Origin of the sequence: Shewanella sp. 10N.286.51.B2 (genome assembly GCF_041469265.1) — a bacterium.
Taxonomy (GTDB): Bacteria; Pseudomonadota; Gammaproteobacteria; order Enterobacterales; family Shewanellaceae; genus Shewanella.
This window is the reverse complement of sequence record NZ_JBFRKH010000064.1, coordinates 24,515-44,149: the sequence shown is the minus strand read 5'-3', so window position 1 is coordinate 44,149 and position 19,635 is coordinate 24,515. Positions and strand designations below refer to the sequence as shown.

General features: G+C 41.7%; 16 protein-coding genes. 8 read left to right on the top strand and 8 right to left on the bottom strand.

What is annotated here, in order from left to right:
* Nucleotides 1–223: 223 nt before the first annotated feature.
* A complete protein-coding gene (locus tag AB4140_RS16615; protein ID WP_372001806.1) occupies nt 224–3,055 on the bottom strand; it encodes a diguanylate cyclase domain-containing protein in 2,832 nt (943 codons plus the stop codon).
* Between the two features lie 236 nt (nt 3,056–3,291).
* Here AB4140_RS16615 and cmoA point away from each other — a divergent pair, with 236 nt between their 5' ends.
* The 8 genes from cmoA to AB4140_RS16575 all read left to right on the top strand — a co-directional run bounded on the left by cmoA (nt 3,292) and on the right by AB4140_RS16575 (nt 12,156).
* Nucleotides 3,292–4,023 (top strand): carboxy-S-adenosyl-L-methionine synthase CmoA, encoded by a 732-nt coding sequence (gene cmoA, locus AB4140_RS16610; protein ID WP_102437206.1) that lies wholly within the window; start codon nt 3,292–3,294, stop codon nt 4,021–4,023.
* Nucleotides 4,020–5,012 carry a tRNA 5-methoxyuridine(34)/uridine 5-oxyacetic acid(34) synthase CmoB gene (gene cmoB, locus AB4140_RS16605; protein ID WP_372001804.1) on the top strand — a complete coding sequence of 331 codons (993 nt, stop codon included), beginning with the start codon at nt 4,020–4,022 and terminating at the stop codon, nt 5,010–5,012. The genes cmoA and cmoB overlap by 4 nt, the downstream gene beginning before the upstream one ends.
* 29 nt (nt 5,013–5,041) lie before the next feature.
* The gene (locus tag AB4140_RS16600) at nt 5,042–5,806 is read left to right on the top strand and encodes an ATP-dependent zinc protease (RefSeq protein WP_102437202.1); all 765 of its coding nucleotides are present in this window, start codon (nt 5,042–5,044) and stop codon (nt 5,804–5,806) included.
* Between the two features lie 8 nt (nt 5,807–5,814).
* Nucleotides 5,815–7,320 (top strand): inactive transglutaminase family protein, encoded by a 1,506-nt coding sequence (locus AB4140_RS16595; RefSeq protein ID WP_102437200.1) that lies wholly within the window; start codon nt 5,815–5,817, stop codon nt 7,318–7,320.
* Entirely contained in the window at nt 7,320–8,276 is a 957-nt protein-coding gene (locus AB4140_RS16590) for an alpha-L-glutamate ligase-like protein (protein WP_076536381.1), read from the top strand. Before AB4140_RS16595 ends, AB4140_RS16590 begins: the two co-directional genes overlap by 1 nt.
* Nucleotides 8,239–10,044 carry a hypothetical protein gene (locus AB4140_RS16585; protein ID WP_102475515.1) on the top strand — a complete coding sequence of 602 codons (1,806 nt, stop codon included), beginning with the start codon at nt 8,239–8,241 and terminating at the stop codon, nt 10,042–10,044. The genes AB4140_RS16590 and AB4140_RS16585 overlap by 38 nt, the downstream gene beginning before the upstream one ends.
* Nucleotides 10,022–11,167: a DUF3541 domain-containing protein gene (locus AB4140_RS16580; RefSeq protein ID WP_372001802.1), complete on the top strand. Its 1,146-nt coding sequence runs from the start codon at nt 10,022–10,024 to the stop codon at nt 11,165–11,167. The genes AB4140_RS16585 and AB4140_RS16580 overlap by 23 nt, the downstream gene beginning before the upstream one ends.
* An 86-nt stretch (nt 11,168–11,253) precedes the next feature.
* Nucleotides 11,254–12,156, top strand: coding sequence for a LysR family transcriptional regulator (locus AB4140_RS16575; protein ID WP_102437194.1), 903 nt, complete (start codon nt 11,254–11,256; stop codon nt 12,154–12,156).
* Nucleotides 12,157–12,225: 69 nt separating this feature from the next.
* Here AB4140_RS16575 and AB4140_RS16570 read toward each other — a convergent pair whose 3' ends face one another.
* The 7 genes from AB4140_RS16570 to thiC form a co-directional block, all read right to left on the bottom strand.
* Nucleotides 12,226–12,486: a chemotaxis protein gene (locus tag AB4140_RS16570; protein WP_372001800.1), complete on the bottom strand. Its 261-nt coding sequence runs from the start codon at nt 12,484–12,486 to the stop codon at nt 12,226–12,228.
* Between the two features lie 81 nt (nt 12,487–12,567).
* Nucleotides 12,568–13,677, bottom strand: coding sequence for a 2-iminoacetate synthase ThiH (thiH, locus tag AB4140_RS16565; RefSeq protein WP_102531837.1), 1,110 nt, complete (start codon nt 13,675–13,677; stop codon nt 12,568–12,570).
* A gap of 95 nt (nt 13,678–13,772) precedes the next feature.
* A complete protein-coding gene (locus tag AB4140_RS16560) occupies nt 13,773–14,537 on the bottom strand; it encodes a thiazole synthase (RefSeq protein ID WP_372001798.1) in 765 nt (254 codons plus the stop codon).
* 2 nt (nt 14,538–14,539) lie between these two features.
* Complete coding sequence (gene thiS / locus AB4140_RS16555; protein ID WP_102437188.1) at nt 14,540–14,743, bottom strand: sulfur carrier protein ThiS; 204 nt, start codon at nt 14,741–14,743, stop codon at nt 14,540–14,542.
* Between the two features lie 22 nt (nt 14,744–14,765).
* Nucleotides 14,766–15,614 carry a HesA/MoeB/ThiF family protein gene (locus tag AB4140_RS16550; RefSeq protein WP_303414026.1) on the bottom strand — a complete coding sequence of 283 codons (849 nt, stop codon included), beginning with the start codon at nt 15,612–15,614 and terminating at the stop codon, nt 14,766–14,768.
* Nucleotides 15,611–17,416, bottom strand: coding sequence for a thiamine phosphate synthase (gene thiE / locus AB4140_RS16545; RefSeq protein ID WP_372001796.1), 1,806 nt, complete (start codon nt 17,414–17,416; stop codon nt 15,611–15,613). The genes AB4140_RS16550 and thiE overlap by 4 nt, the downstream gene beginning before the upstream one ends.
* A 2-nt stretch (nt 17,417–17,418) precedes the next feature.
* Complete coding sequence (gene thiC / locus AB4140_RS16540; RefSeq protein WP_372001794.1) at nt 17,419–19,485, bottom strand: phosphomethylpyrimidine synthase ThiC; 2,067 nt, start codon at nt 19,483–19,485, stop codon at nt 17,419–17,421.
* Between the last annotated feature and the right edge of the window lie 150 nt (nt 19,486–19,635).

The window sequence follows — 19,635 nt, the reverse complement described above, 5'->3', positions numbered from 1 at the left end:
AGTACTTAAACAACGTCAATGACGTGATAAATAAATCCGAACATTATTTTACTACAAGCTTTGAAATAGTTTACTGCAATTAACGCGGCTTTAGGAAAAAGTTAGCACAATAAACGTGCAAAAAAGCATCATCCAATGCTTTTTTTGTGGATCTGCTGCATTTTTGGTTAACCGCTGCCAAGCCTTAAGTTTATTTGTTAGAAATTAATCAAGACTATTCAGCTTATTGGTAACCTAAGTTGTTAGCGCTTTTCTTGTTGCGGTACATATTTTTATCAGCACACTTTAACAATGCAATGGCGTTATCACCATCATCAGGATAAATCGCCATACCGATACTGGCAGTAAGCGTTAGACTGATACCATCAATCCTCAAAGGCTCTGTTAGGTTAGCAGTAATGGTTTCAGCCACCTTAATTGCACTTTCTGCGTTATCGATATTATTCAGTAGTATGACAAATTCATCACCACCAAATCGAGAAACTGTATCTGATTTTCTAACCGCTTTTTTCAAGCTATTTGCTATAGCAACTAATGCTTGATCACCAACATGATGGCCATAGGTGTCATTAACTGCTTTAAACTTATCGATATCAATAAATAAAATGGCAAATTTATGTTGTTCTCTTAGATGAGCGGTGACGGCGCAAGCTAATCTATCATCAAGTAAACACCGATTAGGTAAATGAGTCACAGGATCATGCTCAGCTGCAAATTTACTTTCTAATTGTGCTTGTTTACGAAGCTCCACTTCTGCCTTCAGCCGCCTGTTACCCCAAATAACCAACAATGTAATAGCGCTAACAATAACTAACCCTATCAACAGCATCTTAAACCAATGTTGATATTTATCCGCTTCGCTACTTAAGTCAATGGCCACCCATTGCTGATACATTTGCTGCTGCTTTGTTTCATCAATAGTTTCTAAGGCACGATTAATTAGTGGGATGAGCTTTTTAAGTTCTGAATAGACGCCAATATGACTTTTTTGCTCTGCTAAATCCGCTACCAGTGCTATTTTTAAATCAGGGAAACCACCTTCATTAAGTGCATAAGCCAAGGTAACCACTTGCTCAATAAATAAATCAGCTTGACCTGTAGATACGGCTTTTAAACCACTTTTGACATCTGCCACAGGCATGATCTTTAAGCCTGGAAATTGTTGCCTTAATTGATTATTGATGCTGTACCCTTTGACCACAGCAATCCGTTTACTTGTGTATTGACTTAAATTAAATAGTGGTTGCTCAGTGAGTGAGGTGGCAATGGCCCAAGGAGATGGCCAGTAACCATCGGTAAATTCGAGCGTAGGCTGCTGCAATTTACTCTTGGCCATACTAGCGACCATGTGTATGGTTCCTGATTTAATATCATTGTTAAGGCTATCCCAATCTTGATAAGCAACTGGAATAATATCAATTCCTAATTGATTAGAGATAATGTCAGTGACGTCGCTGTTAACGCCAGAAAACTCACCCTGTTCATTTTGATATTCCATTGGTGCCCAGTCGTCTAAATAGCCCAATTTTAATGCACCTAAGGAGTCCAAATATTTTTGCTCGTTATGACTTAAAAATATTTGCTTATCACGGCTAATAAAAGTGCGGTCGTCATTATTAACCAGCCATTTACGCTCTATTTTATTTAGTTCATGCAAACTAATCAGCTTGAAACCATTGGTGATACGCTCAGCAAGCTCTGTGTTTTCAACATTGGTGAGGTTATAAATCTGGGTGCTAAATTCAGTTGAAGTGAGCTGATTGAAATCTGCCCATTTTTTATTATTAAGTAAGTAATGTGACGTAGTCGCACTCGATGCAACAAAGCCGACAATATCGCCGTCTTGGCTCGCTTTGACCATTTGAGCCATAGAATCGTAATACCGCAGCTGCGCATTAGGCAATAATGTTCTCAGTTCAACAATATAAGGAGATGTGGCAAAAATACCAATGCGTTTACCATCAACTTGACTAATATTGGTTAATTCTTTTTGGTAACTAAAAAAACGACTTTTAACCGTGTATAAATGATTTGCTCGATTTAACCCAGTGTTCATCGTGTCACTTTCAGGATAACCAATATGAACATCGGCAAGCCCTTTCTTAACCATGTTAATGCTACCGTTCATATCGCTAGAAATGAAATTAATATTGATGCCCGTTTTTTCAGACCATAACTGCCAAATATCGACAAATAAACCATGGGGTTGACCTTCAGGGTTTATATCAACAAACGGCTCAATTTCAACTTGCATAGCGATCATTAAGCCGCCTGATTCACGTCTCAGGCCAAACCAGCGTTTCTCAATATCATCAACCACCTTCGCTGATATTTGCGCAAAACCTTGGTTAATTTCAGCAACCCAATGACTGTGCCGTTTGGCAACCGCTGGCGCTAAATTAACTGTATTAACTGAGATCCTAGCGGAAGTTTGATACTTATTGGCCAAATCAAAATTAACCGGAATCCCTTGATAATAACCTTGAATAGCAGCAAAAGCATATAGCTCGCCATCAATTACCGCGTCCACGAGTTCACGTTTAGTTTTGAAGGTTTTAAATGTGAGACTAGGTTCAATGGCTAATAAATCATCGAGATGAGATGTGCCTTCGATAACCCCTATTTTAAAAGGTTTTAAATCTGTGATGCTTTTCTTAGTGGCGATATCATTATGAAGGTAAACGTAATTATTTAATGTTGTTATTTGATTGGCATAAGCAAATTTTGTCTTTCTTTTCGCGTTTACTACCATTCCTATATGGGCATCGACCTTACCTTCTTCAACAGCAGAGAGTGACTCCTTCCATGGCATGGGCTTAAAAATCACTTTAATGCCACTCTTAACTGACCATTCGTGCCATAAATCGACCATCAAACCCGAAGGGTTACCATTTTGATCAACAAATTGATAAGGGTAAGCGTCTTCACTCATTGAAATAGATATTGTTTTCGGTAGTGAGCTTACTAGTATCTCATCTGAGGAGGTATTAGCCCAAGTAGCAGTGGTGAGCACTAAACTGACTATGATGACAAATATAAATTGAGTGAACTTCAAGCGCTATCCCTTGTGCAAGATGTATTTTCTCTGAAGAAAAAGGTTATGTGTTTGTTGGTTATTTTTAATTACTGTACATCATACCGTTTTATATCGACTAATTGTCTAACAAGGTGAATAATTTACCGAGAAAATAGCCAATAAACAAAATAATTTACAAAAATTCCAATGGGATACTTGCTGCTATTTGTTAGGATTAGCTAGAATGACAATATAATACTCCTAAGTTACTGCAGATGAACTCTCAACAAGACACAATTTACGCCACAGCAACTGACAAAATATCAGATTTTCAATTTGATAATCGCGTCGCTGGTGTGTTCAACGATATGATCAGACGTTCTGTACCTGGTTATGCACAAATCATTAATACGATAGGTGATTTTGCTGATAGGTATGTAACGCCAAATTCTAATATTTATGATTTAGGCAGCTCCTTAGGCTCTGCTACCTTAAGTATTCGTCGTCAAATTGAACAACGCCAATGCCGTATTATCGCAGTAGATAATAGCGAGTCTATGGTTTCTCGATGTCAGGAAAATCTCGCGGCTTATGTCAGTGATACTGAGGTTGAGTTAATTTGTGGTGACATTAGAGATGTAGAAATCACCAATGCATCGATGGTGGTGTTAAATTTCACCTTACAGTTTTTACCGGTGCAAGATAGAGATAGCCTGATCAAAAAAATATTTCAAGGCTTATTGCCTGGCGGCATTTTAGTGATCTCAGAAAAGCTCTGCTTTGAAGATGATGTGATTCAATCATTGCTGTATGAACAACACCTCGATTTTAAACGTGCTAATGGCTACAGTGAGTTAGAAATCAGCCAAAAACGCAGCGCACTTGAAAATGTGATGCGCCCAGACAGTTTAACAATCCACCAACAACGCTTTACTGATAATGGCTTTAGTCATTCAACTGTATGGTTCCAATGTTTTAATTTCGCATCTATGGTGGCTATCAAGTGATTAGTTTCAGCTCTTTTTATCAACAAATTGCCGACTCATCGTTACAACACTGGTTGGAAGAATTACCGGCTATTTTAGGAAAGTGGCAACGTGAACATAAACACGGCAATTTACCTAAATGGGAAAAAGTCCTTAACAAACTTAATTACCCTACTCCAACAAGCATCGATTTATTCAATGGTGTCAAAATTGGCGATGGCAGCCAATTAACTGCAGGTCAAACTGAAAAACTTGAAAACCTTTTAGGCTTGTTTCAACCTTGGCGTAAAGGTCCTTTTAATATTCATGGTATTGATATCGATACCGAATGGCGCAGTGACTGGAAATGGGATCGAGTAAAACCACATATTTCACCGTTAGAGAATCGCACCGTGCTAGATGTAGGTTGTGGTAGCGGCTACCATATGTGGCGCATGCTAGGGGCTGGCGCAAAACGTGTCGTGGGTATTGACCCTTCGCCGTTATTTTTATGCCAATTTGAAGCCGTTAAGCGTTTAGCGGGTAATCAGCATCCTGTTCATTTATTGCCATTAGGAATTGAAGAACTGCCAGCACTTGATGCGTTTGATACAGTGTTTTCTATGGGAGTGTTATATCACCGCCGCTCACCTATCGACCATCTAATGCAGTTACGTGATCAACTGCGTATGGGCGGCGAATTGGTATTAGAAACTTTAGTTATCGATGGTGATGAAAATGCGGTTTTAATGCCAGAAGACAGATACGGCAAAATGAACAACGTATGGTTTTTACCCTCCGTTGATGCGTTAATGTTATGGCTTAAAAAATGCGATTTTACCGATATCCGTTGTGTCGATGTTGATGTCACCTCTATGGCAGAACAGCGCTCAACTAAATGGATGAAAAACGAGTCGTTAGTGGATTATCTTGATCCAAATGATGTTAGTTTAACGGTAGAAGGTTACCCTGCACCCAAACGTGCAACGATTATTGCAATAAAGAACCAACCTAATCACGACTTAATTTAACCTAGATTATTAAAATAACAGGAATTATCATGTTAAAGCAGGTATTTATTTTATCTTGTACAGCCGCGTTAATCACCGGCTGTGCTTCAACAGAAAAAGTAACTCCGGTTGGTAGTGAAGAGTTTACTTCAAATTTAGCCAGTTCTCAGGCCGCTATTATTGAAGCGATTAATAGCCAATGTATTAGCGCCACACCTGAAATTGTTGCCTTAAACGAAGAAGTACAACAATTAAGGTTACAAATCACCGATACTCTTACCAAACAATCTGAAAAAATGGATGCTGATGCCGTTGCATTAGCGCAATTAAATGAACCACCTCAGTGTCCTGAGTCAGCAATAACCGATAAGTTTGTTCTGGGTGAAGTAGAAAGTGTTTTTATTGACGAATTAAAAGCCGCTTTTGCAACGCGTATTGATACTGGCGCTGAATCGTCATCATTAGATGCCCGCAATATTGTGTTATTTGAACGTAATGGCGTTCAATGGGTTCGCTTCGATGTAATGATCAATGGAGAGGATCAACCTGGGGATACTTTTGAACATAAAGTTGAACGTTTTGTGCGCATTAAACAAGATGCAGAACAACCTGATGATCGCCGCCCCGTTATTCATGCCCACCTGCAAATTGGTAAATACGCCGCTGAAACTGACTTAAACTTAACCGATCGTAGCCATTTAGATTATCCCTTACTACTTGGTCGTAAATTTATGAAAGATATTGCTGTAGTCGATGTCGGCCAGAGCTATATTCATGGAAAAAAAGACAAACAAATAACGACAAAAGTTAAATAGGACTTCTAATGCATTCACGTAAACCGTTTTTTATCTTCGTCGCGTTATTATTTATATTCGGTACTGCAGCCAGTATTTATCGCAGCGTTGAACACAACGTCCCTTTCCTTCCTGGTCAGCAGGTTCAAAGCTGGTCAGTGGAAGCAAAAGTGATGTTTAATGGTAATAATAACCCAACCGAAGTATCACTCTCTTTGCCACAAGATCCTGCATTTGATGTACTTTCAGAAAATGCTACCTCACCGGGATATGGTCTAAATATCTCAGAAGGGGCTGACAGAAGAGCAGTTTGGTCAATTCGTGAATCCTCTGGACGTCAATCCTTATATTACCGTGTAACACTGGTACCGACAGGTCAACTTGACGTCACCCAAGATGAAGTACCTGAAACACCAGAACCCTTTTTATGGCAAGTCACTGAAAAAGGCGCCGCTGACCAAATCATGAACGATGTATGGCAGCGCAGTGCTAATAACCTTTCTTACGCACAGCAGTTAATGTCAGTGATTAACGACACTAATCAATCGCAGAATTTAGCACTGTTATTATCAGTTAACACTCGTACCCAGTTGTTTTTGCAAATGCTGCACTCTAAAGGCGTTCCTGCAAAACAAGTGAGTGGTCTAATGCTAGAAGACCAACGTCGTCGTCAGCAACTCAATCCTTATGTGCAGGTTTATCATAATGGTGAATGGGTTTTATTTGATGTTGAAGGCAACAAACAAGGCCGTCCTGATAACTTGGTTTTATGGCAACACAATAACCAATCGGTGTTAGATGTTGTTGGTGGCAGTAACTCGCAAGTTAACTTTTCAATGTTGCAAGAAACACGCTCAGCACTGGCAACCTCTATCGATATGATGAAAAACTCAGATGCACTGGATTTTTCTTTGTACCAATTACCACTAGAAGAACAAAGTACCTTCAAAGGGATTTTATTGATCCCAATTGGCGTGCTTGTGGTGGTGTTCTTAAGAGTGATTATCGGTATCAAGACATCAGGTACCTTTATGCCGGTACTGATTGCATTAGCCTTTATTCAAACCACATTATTGACCGGCTTAATTGGCTTCTTGTTAATTGTCGCCTTTGGTTTGATGATCCGCTCCTATTTATCGCAACTTAACTTATTGCTCATATCCCGAATATCCGCGGTCATTATTGTAGTGATATTTATAATTGGCTTGTTTACGCTTATTTCCTATAAAGTGGGATTAAGTGAAGGCTTAACCATTACCTTCTTCCCGATGATCATTTTGGCATGGACCATTGAACGTATGTCAATTTTATGGGAAGAAGAAGGCCCTAAAGCGGTAGTGATGGCCGGCGGTGGTAGCTTGTTTGTCGCCACTTTAGCCTACCTTGCTATGAGTAACAGTTGGATCCAATATTGGGTATTTAACTTCTTAGGTATTCACTTAGTGATTTTAGCAATGGTGTTAGTGATGGGCCAATACACTGGCTACCGTCTCACAGAGCTTAAACGCTTTAAACCTTTGGCTGGAGATCAGTAATGAACTTTGCCTGGCCTTGGGAGCTGCGCCGCAAAGGCGTATTAAATATGAATAAGCGTAATATCGATTACATTGGAAAATATAATCCTCGTAAATATTACAAACGCGTGGATGACAAGCTGATTACCAAGCAATTAGCTTTAGCCAATGGTATTGCCGTACCTGACTTGATTGGTGTTGTTGAAGAGCAGCACAAAATCAATGATATTCCGCAAATGGTCATCGACCGTACTGGCTTTGTGATAAAGCCAGCAAAAGGTTCTGGCGGTAAAGGGATTTTGGTGATCACTAAAGTGGAAGGCGGTCGCTATTATAAACCTAATGGCGATGAAGTGACGCCGACTGAAGTTTATCGCCATGTCTCCAACATCTTAAGTGGGTTGTTTTCTTTAGGCGGCACCCCTGATGTCGCCATTGTTGAAGGCTTGATTGAGTTCGATCCGGTTTTTGATGGTTTTAGTTACGAAGGCGTGCCTGATATCCGCTTAATCGTGTTTAAAGGCTATCCAGTAATGGGCATGCTACGCTGCTCAACAGCTGCTTCTGATGGCAAAGCTAATTTGCACCAAGGCGCTGTCGGTGTCGGTTTAGATATTGCTACAGGCAAAAGTTTGTTTGCTGTTCAATTTGATGAACCTGTTTTAAAGCATCCTGATACTCAATTTGAATTGTCACAAATTCAAGTCCCAAACTGGGACACCCTGCTTCATACCGCATCCAGTGCCTATGAAATGTGTGAACTGGGTTATTTAGGAACCGATATGGTTTTGGATAAGCAGCGAGGTCCATTACTACTGGAGCTAAATGCTCGACCAGGACTTGCAATTCAAACCGCAAACGGTAGAGGGATTTTACAACGCTTGCAACATGTTGAGTCTATCAAAGGCCCTGCCGTTTCAGTGGAAGAACGTGTGGCTTATGCCAAAAAGCATTTCTGTAGTAATCCTAACTTTTAGTTTATTGGCAACTGCGCAAGCAGTTGCCAATCCTCTTCAGCTGTTTGTGCAACAATGTTTGCAATACAAACCGTCTTTAGCATCCCTAGATTTAAAGCAAACAACCCCTTACCAAACATTACAGTTTGAGCAATTAACCTTAGGCTTTAACAATTTTAACGACCGTTTAAATTACTACCGCCACTTAGCCACTCATAACCAGCGTGAAGGGCTATTAATGTGCCAATTACATTTAGCTGATGAATTATCAGCATTGTTAACAGCGCCTCAATTATCCAGTTTTATCGCTGAGCTTGAAGATAGCCACATGCCCTACTCTTTATTAGCCAATAAAATTAACGCGATTACACTAGCCCAACTTGATATCGATACCAAATCACAGTTACACAATGCACAGGCAACGATAAGACGAAACCTTAGTAATAGTAATTTGAAATTGGTATTTAATAACGCACAATGCCAGTTAGATACCAACCGCGATGATACAAACTCTGCTTTTGAGATCAGTTTAGCCAAATACTTACTTTTACAACCAGATGAGCAATGCCGAAAAACCACTTGGCAGGCCTATCAAGCACGGGCAAAAAGTAAAAATCAGCAGTTATTAGCGACAATTAAAACCATTAAGCAGCAAGTTTCAGCGCCTGAGCCCAGCATTGCTTCAGCTGAAGCCCAAAGCGCGCCATTACAGGCAACCCAATCATTATCAACAAAGCCGTTATTAACAAATCAGCTGTTATTATCCTTCTTAGAAAGCCAAACCAATAATATTAATACAGCGCCTTGGAATATCGGTAAAACCCTTAGTCAGATAAAAAATACCCCTTATCTTGGCCCCAAAAACAGTAGTGATTTATTTCAGCAAGTTGTCGATGTATTAACGCCTCTGGGGCTTGAATTCGAAGCGATTCCCCTCCAAGTGCAAGCTGATATGTCGTCCACTAATGAAACCAATACCACCGCAAGTACTGGCAATGGCACTGCAACGGTCAATGAACCATCAGAACCAATTACAACTTATCGCTTGTGGCATCAGCAGCGTTTAGTTGGTGAACTCTATATCCATACAAGTAAGCATTCGATGGCGAATATCATTAGGTATCCGGTGATCGGTCAGCAATTTGCCCAAGCGAGCGTGGTTTTTCCAAAATATTTATCTAATCGGCGCCAAGCAATGCAACTGGTGAAAAGCCTCAGCGAGGCCATTACTGCTATGACTCGAGGCAGCCAATTCTATTTGGTAAATAAGCTTGGAGTATCAACAGATAATTATTTATTAGGTTATTATTGGTTAAGCAGTCATCTACAACACCAATTAGCCTATTTAACCCCTTCAGCGAGAGAGCAATTTGCTGAGTCTTATCGACAGCAACTTAGGGTATTTCGCAGCAAAGTCGCTTGGTATTATTTAAACTCTGAGCAGCAAGGGGATGATATAAATAATCAACAACTAAATAGCGCCATCAATCAGGCTTTTCAGGCGAGTTTTAATCAACAATGGCCGGATGCAAAAAATATGGCCTATAGCTTTAACGGCATAGCTAATGAAGGGCTCGATTACTATCACCCACTTTGGCAACAAAATTTAGTTAATTTGATTAATACAGACACTAACGCTTCAATAACAAATCGCCAAGTTTTTGATATTTTGGTAGTTAATGAAGATAATTTATCCCTAATCCAACAAATGAGCATTATACTTAATCCACCGACTGATCCATCATCAATCATCAGGAGAGCCTTTAATGTTGGCAATTCGAAAATTTAAATCCTTAACCAGTTTAATCAGCTTTTCGTTGCTACTTACTTGTGCCAGCAGCTTTGCTGAAACCAGAGATAACCATCAATTAACTCACCAGCAAGTTCGAAGCGCAATTCAGCTTAACCTTGAACAAAATATGTATTCCTTGCCACCTCGAATTCAAGGGCATTATGGTTTACGTATGTATCGCATGACTGGTGATGAAAAGTACGCTAATGCCGCTTTAATTGATTTGATCACCATTACAGAAAGACAAAACTACTTTGCCTGTAATATGGATAAACCTAATTTTATTGAAGATGAAGCCGAACAAGCTATTAGCGTGTTAGGTAAGGGTCCTCGTGCTAAAGCGCGTAAAAAAGCCCTTAAGCCGTTTCCAGAGTTTATTTTCTATAGCGATATTTTATTGCGCTATGCCAGTCGCACCGATGAACTGGGTTTCATGGGGCCATGTCATGAGCAAATGATTAAAGGCTTAAAAGCCTATGATTTAACCCCAGCTTTGACTGATCCTAAAATGATCACATCATGGGCCGCGCAGTTAGTGAATTATGTTTACTGGGCTAAACAGCTAAATGTGGGGGATTATGTCGAGGTATATAAACAAGCGTTCATCGAGACTTATCCTGACGATAAAGACAACAATCTTGATAAAAAGCAGTACCGAAACAAGCTATATGGTATGACACACTTTATTTTTGCCTCTAGTGGTTATTACCAAGAGCAAGTTAACGCCAAAGATTATCAATGGATTTTAGATTTCTTTAATAACAACATTGATAGGATCTTAACTGATGCAACCGATGACATTATTTCAGAAGTCGGCATTAGCTTTTTATTAGCGGGTCAGCCAAACCATCCTGTGGTTAAAAAGACTCAAAACCATATTGCGGCGTCATTTATCCCTGAGTATCAACTGATCCCGTCACCTCGTGGTAATCCCAATATGGTGTCAGGCGAACACCGCAATGTATTGGCGATGATGCTTCTTGATTGGCCAGAGAAGCTGCATAAAGGCCCTTACCTTGCTGAAATAAAAGCGACGAAAAAGTATTTGCCGGTGCAAGTGACGCCTAAAGATCTCAGTAAAACTAACAGCAATACAAAAGAGAAACCTAGCGCTAAGTAATTAAGCGCGTTCTCGATTGCCTTCAAGAGCGTATCACTGTGTGATACGCTCTTTTTAATATTGACCTGTAAACTAATGAGTTTTGTATGAATAGAGCAAAATCCACACTTGAGCAATGGCGAATTATTCAATCTGTAGTGGACTTTGGTGGTTACGCCCAAGCAGCAGAAAAGCTGAATAAAAGCCAATCTTCGCTCAATCACGCTGTGGCTAAACTACAAAACCAACTTGGGATTCAATTACTTGAAGTAAAGGGACGCAAAGCTTACCTAACGCAGCAAGGTGAAGTACTACTCAGGCGCTCACGTCACTTAACCCAAACCGTTGATGAACTTGAGCAACTTGCGAGCAATTTAGGACAAGGCTGGGAGCCCAACTTGACCATTGCCCGCGAAATCATCTATCCAATGCAATTTCTTGTGGACGCCTTAAAAGCCTTTTGGCCCGATAGCCGTGGGACCCGAGTGACTGTCATTGACTCGGTGATCACAGGCACACAAGAATTAATTGACAATAACATCGCCGATATCGCTATTTGCGGTATTCCTGCAAAAGGCCATATTGCCGAGTTCCTGTGTGAGTCAGACTTATACCTTGTATGCAGTCCGACTCATCCATTAACCCAGTGCGGTATTGTTGCCGATGAAACAGAGCTGGCGCAGCACTTACAAGTGGTCATTAAAGACACTGCAACTGAAAAATCAGTAGATACTGGTTGGTTAAAGTCAGAGCAGCGCTGGACAGTATCAAACTTTCACGAAGCAAAAAACGTGTTACAAAGTGGCATTGGCTTTTGTTGGGCGCCCGCTTATTTGGTCGAGGATGATATTCGCCAAGGTAAGCTCGCCAGGCTTATTCTTAAAGGCAGTAAAAGTCGTAAAATTGCATTAACTTTGGTTATCCCTAACCGAGATAATCAGGGGCCTGCCAGTAAATTGTTAGAATCTTTAATTTTATTACAGCACGATATTGACCAAAACAAGCCTTGATAGATATCTGATTTATTTAGCTTTAATGATACTCAAAGTCATTAATGCCAGCTCAAGTTACATTGAGTTCTACACTGAGACATCGATTATGGTGCCAATGTTTTCAGACCAGACATTTATCACATCTACTGCAACCTCGGCGTGAGAAATAGCTTGCTGAGCATCAATCAGGGCCGCTGCTTGCGAGCTAAGCGTGACGCTATCTGCAGTTATTAGTGAGGCAGAACTTAGCGTTTCTGGGATGGCTACCGCCGTGGTCGCCTGCGCTAAATCATTGTGCGCCTGTTGCAGTCCTTGAACACCGAGGGTAAAACTTGATGCTATTTCCATGATACAACTCCTTTTGAAACAACCTAATAGCAAGTTATATCACATTGAATAGTCGTGATAAAATGCATACCAATTTAAAAACTAATACCAGTTTGTCTCCCAATCTTTCCATACTGGGTTAAGCCCTGACTTTTGTATTTGCTGCACCATTTGCACCGCGCTGCGCTCATCTGAGATTTCAAATTGATCCAACTGGGTGTTGGGATTTTGATAACCACCAGGTTGGGTTGAGCTCCCAGCGCTGATATGAGTCACCCCTAAAGGCAATAAGTTGTTACGTAACTGCTGGGTTTCTCTGGTAGATAAACTAATTTCAAGCTGGGGGTTAAACAATCGAAACGCACAGATCAATTGCACTAAGCCCACATCAGTTAATTCGACTTTAGGACTAATTCCACCGGTACACGGTCTTAATCTCGGTAAAGAAATACTGTAACGACTGCGCCAGTGATGTTTTTCTAAATAGGCCAAATGATAGCCCATTAATAACGCATCTACGCGCCAACTGTCTAATCCGAGCAATACCCCTAATCCCACTTTATCAACCCCAGCCGCCGCGACCCTTTCTGGTGTAGTGAGCCGATAAGTAAAGTCTTGTTTTTTACCTCTGGTATGATGCTTGGCATAGGTTTGGCGATGATAAGTTTCTTGATATACCATCACAGCATCGAGCCCTAACCCCACCAGCTGGGCGTATTCATCTTGCGCCAAAGGCTGTACTTCGATTGCTACATAACTGAAATGCTGTTTTACCAGTGGCAAGATGGTTTTAAAGTATTCAATGCCTACTTTGGTTTCATGTTCTCCAGAAACCAGTAATATTGAATCAAAACCTCGCTGTTTAATGATTTGAATTTCAGCTAATAATTCGGTCTCTGTTAAGGTTTTTCGTTTGAGTTTATTACTCATAGAAAAACCGCAATAGTCACACTCATTTGCGCACAAGTTAGATAAATACAATGGCAGGTATAAACCAATATTAGCCCCAAAGCGTTGCCGGGTTATCTGATATGCCCGCTGCGCCATCGTTTCTAAAAAAGGTAATGCAGCAGGCGATAAAAGCGCGGTTAAACTGTCAATATGACCTTGGGGACGCTGTAATGCTTGTTGCACATCAGCTTCAGTGCTGCTATTAATCCGCATTGATAAATCGATTAAATCTAGCTGTTTAAATTGCTCGACAAAACTCATGGTGCGCCACTCTATTAACTTAATTTGTTGAACCAACCGCATTCAAAGTTAAATTACTCAAACCAAATCATTCACCAGTAAGGGAATAATCTGGCTTACAGATGTAAAAATTGCGTCAGCGGGCTAGTATGTTCTGCCTGTTTGGTAACACTGCCAAGTCCGGCGGTATAGGCATCACGACCGGTTCTAACCGCAAAATCAAAACACCGCGCCATCACTATGGGAGATTGACTACTGGCAATCGCAGTATTGACTAGCACGGCATCTGCGCCCAGCTCCATTGCTCGGCTAGCTTGCGAAGGTGCGCCAATCCCAGCATCAACAACCACCGGCACATTAGCTTGCTCAATGATCATCTCTAAAAAAGGCTCAGTGGCTAAACCTTGATTACTGCCGATAGGACTGCCTAACGGCATCACAGCGGCGCAGCCCACTTCCTCTAGCCGGTAACACAGCACAGGATCTGCATGAACATAAGGCAACACAATAAAGCCTTTTTTACACAAGACTTCGGCAGCTTTAAGGGTTTCAATAGCATCTGGCATCAAGTATTTCGGATCTGGATGGATTTCAAGTTTGATCCACTTTGTGCCAAGCATTTCACTGGCAAGTTCTGCTGCAAAAATAGCTTCTTTAGCGGTTCTTGCCCCTGCAGTATTGGGTAATAACTTAACTCCCATTTGCTGTAATGGCGTCAACAAGTCATCATAGTCTTTACTATGATCAATACGCTTCATTGCGAGGGTCACTAATTGTGAGTTAGAGGCCTCAATGGCAGCTAGCATAGTGTTAGCATCGCTAAACTTTCCTGTACCTGTAAATAAACGAGACTCAAATTGATGTCCGGCTATGGCTAACATAATCACCCCCCTGCTACAGCTGAAAAGACGTCTACTTTATCATTAGGCTGGCATTGAATGGCCTGCCAGCGACTTCTTGGTACAACTTGTTGATTGAGCACTAATGCCAGTGCTTTGGGATTAAGTTGTTTAGACTCTATTAGCGCTAATAAGCTTGGCGCTTGTTGCAACTGCTCTGGTTGGCCATTAAATTCAATTTCAATCATGTTTAATCCTTTTGCGGTAAAGTTATCTGCATGAGTTGACGTCATTTGTTGACGCTGTAATAGCTGCGCTACAACAACTACATTTAGGGTCTTGATTCATTTGTATAATCTGCCATTGCAAGCTTTTAGCATTAAACACATGTAACTTACCCGCTAGCTGGCCTTTGCCTAAGTCATCGGCTGTTAACCAATTTAGCCCCAATAAACTTTGCATTGATGCAACCGTTTGAACAGCAGCAGTGTTAACCCCCATTGATACACATGTTTGTGAAACATGAGTATCTTGTGGGTACAGGCATTGATAACAGCCCCTTTGCGGATAGTCAGTTGAGCTGCAAAATAATTGCCCATCATTAGCGGAAATCGCTGCGCTAATTAGCCCTGTAGCGTGACGAACACAAACTTCATTAATCATTAAGCGGCTAGTAAAGTTGTCAGTGCAATCAAACACCAGATCGACAGATTCAACTAATTTTGCACCATCTGTATCAGCGCCTTCCGTATGAGCACCAAAGGCCTGCTCAATTGCCATGATATTTACGTCTTCATAGGCTGCTGCTAACTTATCTTTGGCAAGTAGCGCTTTGCTTAAACCAATATCTTGTTCGTTAAAAAGTAATTGCCGCGACAGATTTGAAAGCTCCACCTTGTCATGATCCATCAATATCAGTTCTCCAACTCCCGCGGCGGCCAATTGCTGGGCAACACTGTGACCTAAACCACCGATTCCGATGATCAGTAGCCGGCTATTAAGTAATTTAAGCTGACCAAGCTCACCCATATCAGTCAGTAAAATATGACTGGCATACTTGATAAACTGCTTGGAAGTGAGCCCACTCTTATTAGCTTGACGCTGTTGTGTAATCGTCATGACACTGGCTCACACTGCTGTAGTTTCACTGATGGCTTGTGGGATTTTACATGTGATTGCCTTGGCTGTTGCTGAGGTTGTTGCTGAGGTTGTTGTGCAGCCGCTAGATGCCATTGCTGCTCTAACAATGAATAAGCCTTGGCAGGGTTTTCTGCTTCAGTAATGGCTCTTACCACGGCAAAACTATCAACCCCAGTGGCTTTGATATCCGTTATAACACTTGCATCAATACCACCGATGGCCACGGTTGGGCATACGTTGTTAAGTAATGCACTGTAGCGTGCTAATTTTGCTAAGCCTTGAGGCTTTGACGGCATCACCTTAGTGGTCGTTGGGAAAATATGCCCTAAGGCGATATAGGATGGATTTAATTGCTGAGCTAATAGAATTTCAAATACGCTGTGGCTAGATAACCCAAGGGCTAGCCCTGCCGCTGAAATTTCATTTAAGTCAGCTAACTCAAGGTCTTCTTGACCTAAATGAACCCCGAATGCACCAAGCTGTATTGCCAGTTGCCAATGATCGTTAATAAACACTTGGGCGTTATATTGCTTACCCAGAGCTATTGCGCGGCTAATATCTTGTACTAGTTTGGTTTGCTGAGCATCATTAGAGACCTCATTGACAGCATTAGCTTTAATTCGCAGCTGCACTGTGGTGCAATTGGCTTCTAACACACTTTGCAGCATAGTCACGTCATCCACAACCGGATAAACACCAATGCCCTTATGCAGCGCAGGAAAGCGGCAATCTAGGTAGCCCTGAGCTGTATTTATTAATCCATTGCTAAACTTTCCACCAGCAGCTAATTCTTGCTGTGTTTTGCCTAAATTGTTAATTTCAGCGCCACTTACGGCAGTAATTTCAGGGTAGTATTGTATTTCATCAGGCCAAGCGGTTTTTGCCACTGGCCCTGCGCCTTTACCAAATGATTCACTGCACACTAATCCCTTGAGTACATATGCTTTTGCCATCACAACGGCATCATGAAGTACATAGTTATGGGCTAAAAAGCATGCTATCGCAGTGGATAAGGTGCAACCTGTGCCATGGTTATTACTTGTATTAACTCGCTCGCTATTAAGCCAATAAGCTTGATATTGATGGGCGTCACTCACGCCGTGAACTTTACGGCAAATGAACAAATCATTGGCTTTGGTTTGTTGCCATACTGCATCACCGCCTTTGGCGAGCACATGACAATGAAGCTGTTTAACCAGTTGCACTGCCGCACTATAAAAACCATCACTTGAGTCTAGGCTTTGGCTTTTAATTGTGCACTGAGGTTCAAATGCCACGCTGTTAGTATCAGTCAGCGTGTGTAACTCCCTAACATTAGGGGTAATTAAGCTAATTAGACCTTTAAAAGGGCTAAAATCTAACGGCTTTTTTGCGCGCTCATTTAAGCTATCACCACTACTGGCAACCATGACAGGATCTAAAATAATCGGGATCAGCTGGTTAGCTAAACTCTGACTTTTAAATGTCTTTAACCAATTAGCAATGAGTACCAATTGTTGTTGATTGGCAATTAAGCCAATTTTTATGGCTGCTGGCGCTAAATCGCTAGCAAGTGTATTTAGCTGAGCCAATAAGATGGATTCTGACACAGCCTCGACTAGTGTTACAGCCACCGAATTTTGCGCAGTAACAGTGGTAATTGTGCTGCAGCCAAAACACTGTAAGTCATTTATAGTTGCTAAATCTGCCTGTATGCCGGCGCCGCCACCACTATCTGAACCGGCAATAGTCCAGACGATGGGCGACATGGTTTCTAAGCTATGTGGTTGTGAAACATTCATGGTTAAGCCTCTAATTCAGCAGTGGTCTTAACAGCTAAATCTGCGCTTGTTGCTGTGTCTGGCTTAGAGGATAACGGATGAGAAATAGCATAGCCTGTGGCTTTAAATTCAGCTGACTTTTGTGCCATGGCTGATTGAATATCTACACCGCTACTAACGCTTATATCTGCACTTGCGTCTACGGAATTAACATTGTGATTAGAGTGTGCCTGCAGGTGTTTAAATTCGCTAGCGTCAAGCACGTTCACCTTTTGTAACTGATCACGCGCTTGCTTTGCAGCGTATTCACGCACTTCTTGAGTGATTTTCATTGAGCAAAACTTTGGCCCACACATAGAACAAAAATGCGCGACTTTGGCAGACTCTTGGGGTAACGACTCATCGTGATAAGCCCTTGCGGTATCTGGGTCTAAGCCTAAGTTATATTGATCTTCCCAGCGAAATTCGAACCTTGCTTTTGATAAGGCATTATCACGAATTTGCGCACCAGGGTGACCTTTAGCCACATCGGCAGCATGAGCTGCAATTTTATAAGCGATAAGTCCTTGTTTAACGTCTTCTTTATTCGGTAAACCCAAATGCTCTTTAGGAGTGACATAGCACAGCATGGCCACGCCATACCAAGCCATCATGGCCGCCCCAATCCCTGAGGTGAAGTGATCATAACCTGGCGCAATATCGGTGGTTTGTGGGCCAAGTGTGTAAAAAGGCGCTTCATCACAATGGGCAAGCTGCTTTTCCATATTCACTTTAATGAGCTGCATCGGTACATGGCCTGGGCCTTCAATGATGGTTTGCACATCATTTTCCCAAGCAATGTTAACCAGCTCGCCTAAGGTTTCTAATTCAGCAAATTGCGCTTCATCATTGGCATCGGCAATACTGCCGGGCCGCATACCATCGCCTAATGACAATGACACATCGTAGGCAGCGCAGATTTCGCAAATCTCTCTAAAGTGCTCATACAAAAAACTTTCTTTATGGTGACTTAAACACCACTTTGCCATGATGGAACCACCACGAGAAACGATGCCAGTAAGACGTTTTGCCGTCATTGGTACATAACGCAGCAGTACCCCAGCATGGATGGTAAAGTAATCGACGCCCTGCTCTGCCTGTTCAATCAAGGTATCTTTGAAAATGTCCCAATTTAGGTCTTCAGCGACACCATTTACTTTTTCTAACGCTTGATAGATGGGCACTGTACCAATGGGGACAGGAGAGTTTCGAATGACCCATTCACGGGTTTCATGGATATAGCGCCCCGTAGACAAATCCATTACAGTGTCAGCGCCCCACCTCGTTGACCAGACCAGCTTTTCAACTTCTTCTTCAATTGAAGACGTCACAGCAGAATTACCAATATTGGCATTAACTTTGACTAAAAAGTTACGCCCAATGATCATTGGCTCAGCTTCTGGATGATTAATGTTTAACGGGATAATGGCGCGGCCGCGGGCAACTTCATCACGGACAAATTCAGCGGTAATAGGCTGGCCAATGTGAGCGCCAAAAGCTTCACCGGGGGCTTTTTGAGTCAAAATCTCATCAGTGACTTGCTCTCTAGCCATATTCTCGCGAATGGCAATATATTCCATCTCAGGTGTGATAATGCCTTTACGAGCGTAATGCATTTGAGTAACGCGGCGGCCTGACTTGGCTTTTTTAGGGCGAACAAGGGCTTCAAAACGCAAATGATCTAAACCGTCGTCAACCAAACGCTGTTGGGTAAAGTCAGAGCTAACTCCATCAAGTTGCTCTGTATCTTCGCGCTCTTCAATCCAAGCTTGGCGAAACTTGTTTAAGCCTAAACGGACATTAATTTCAGCATCAGGATCTGAATAGGCACCGGCGCAATCATAAACTTTAATGGCTGGGTTGGCTTCAGTCACGGGCGCATCTTCACTACCGCCAAGGATAGTATCGCTTTGATGAATTTGACGCATGCCCACTAACAGATCGGGGCGGGATCCGCTCAGATAGATCTTTTCAGAATTTGGGTGCTGTAAAGGTTTTAGGGTTTCAATAAAATTTTGCGCTTGAGCGCGGGTTTCACGACGATTTGACATAAGCAACCTCAAAATAAAAAAATAGAGTTGCTTGCCTGGAGAATTGTTGATGACGAGCGAGTTAACATTAACTCTGTAATTGACTTGAATTTACACCTTAACTTTGGACCTTAAATATCGGCAAATGGCGGGTTAAATTAACTTCAGCAA

Coding starts and splice junctions, on each gene's coding strand:
- AB4140_RS16600 (WP_102437202.1), top strand. CDS start 5,042: ATGTTAAAGCAGGTATTTATTTTATCTTGTACAGCCGCGTTAATCACC.
- AB4140_RS16575 (WP_102437194.1), top strand. CDS start 11,254: ATGAATAGAGCAAAATCCACACTTGAGCAATGGCGAATTATTCAATCT.
- AB4140_RS16595 (WP_102437200.1), top strand. CDS start 5,815: ATGCATTCACGTAAACCGTTTTTTATCTTCGTCGCGTTATTATTTATA.
- AB4140_RS16570 (WP_372001800.1), bottom strand. CDS start 12,486: ATGGAAATAGCATCAAGTTTTACCCTCGGTGTTCAAGGACTGCAACAG.
- thiH (WP_102531837.1), bottom strand. CDS start 13,677: ATGAGTTTTGTCGAGCAATTTAAACAGCTAGATTTAATCGATTTATCA.
- AB4140_RS16585 (WP_102475515.1), top strand. CDS start 8,239: ATGCCAAAAAGCATTTCTGTAGTAATCCTAACTTTTAGTTTATTGGCA.
- AB4140_RS16550 (WP_303414026.1), bottom strand. CDS start 15,614: ATGACGATTACACAACAGCGTCAAGCTAATAAGAGTGGGCTCACTTCC.
- thiC (WP_372001794.1), bottom strand. CDS start 19,485: ATGTCAAATCGTCGTGAAACCCGCGCTCAAGCGCAAAATTTTATTGAA.
- cmoA (WP_102437206.1), top strand. CDS start 3,292: ATGAACTCTCAACAAGACACAATTTACGCCACAGCAACTGACAAAATA.
- AB4140_RS16590 (WP_076536381.1), top strand. CDS start 7,320: ATGAACTTTGCCTGGCCTTGGGAGCTGCGCCGCAAAGGCGTATTAAAT.
- AB4140_RS16560 (WP_372001798.1), bottom strand. CDS start 14,537: ATGTTAGCCATAGCCGGACATCAATTTGAGTCTCGTTTATTTACAGGT.
- thiS (WP_102437188.1), bottom strand. CDS start 14,743: ATGATTGAAATTGAATTTAATGGCCAACCAGAGCAGTTGCAACAAGCG.
- AB4140_RS16580 (WP_372001802.1), top strand. CDS start 10,022: ATGTTGGCAATTCGAAAATTTAAATCCTTAACCAGTTTAATCAGCTTT.
- thiE (WP_372001796.1), bottom strand. CDS start 17,416: ATGAATGTTTCACAACCACATAGCTTAGAAACCATGTCGCCCATCGTC.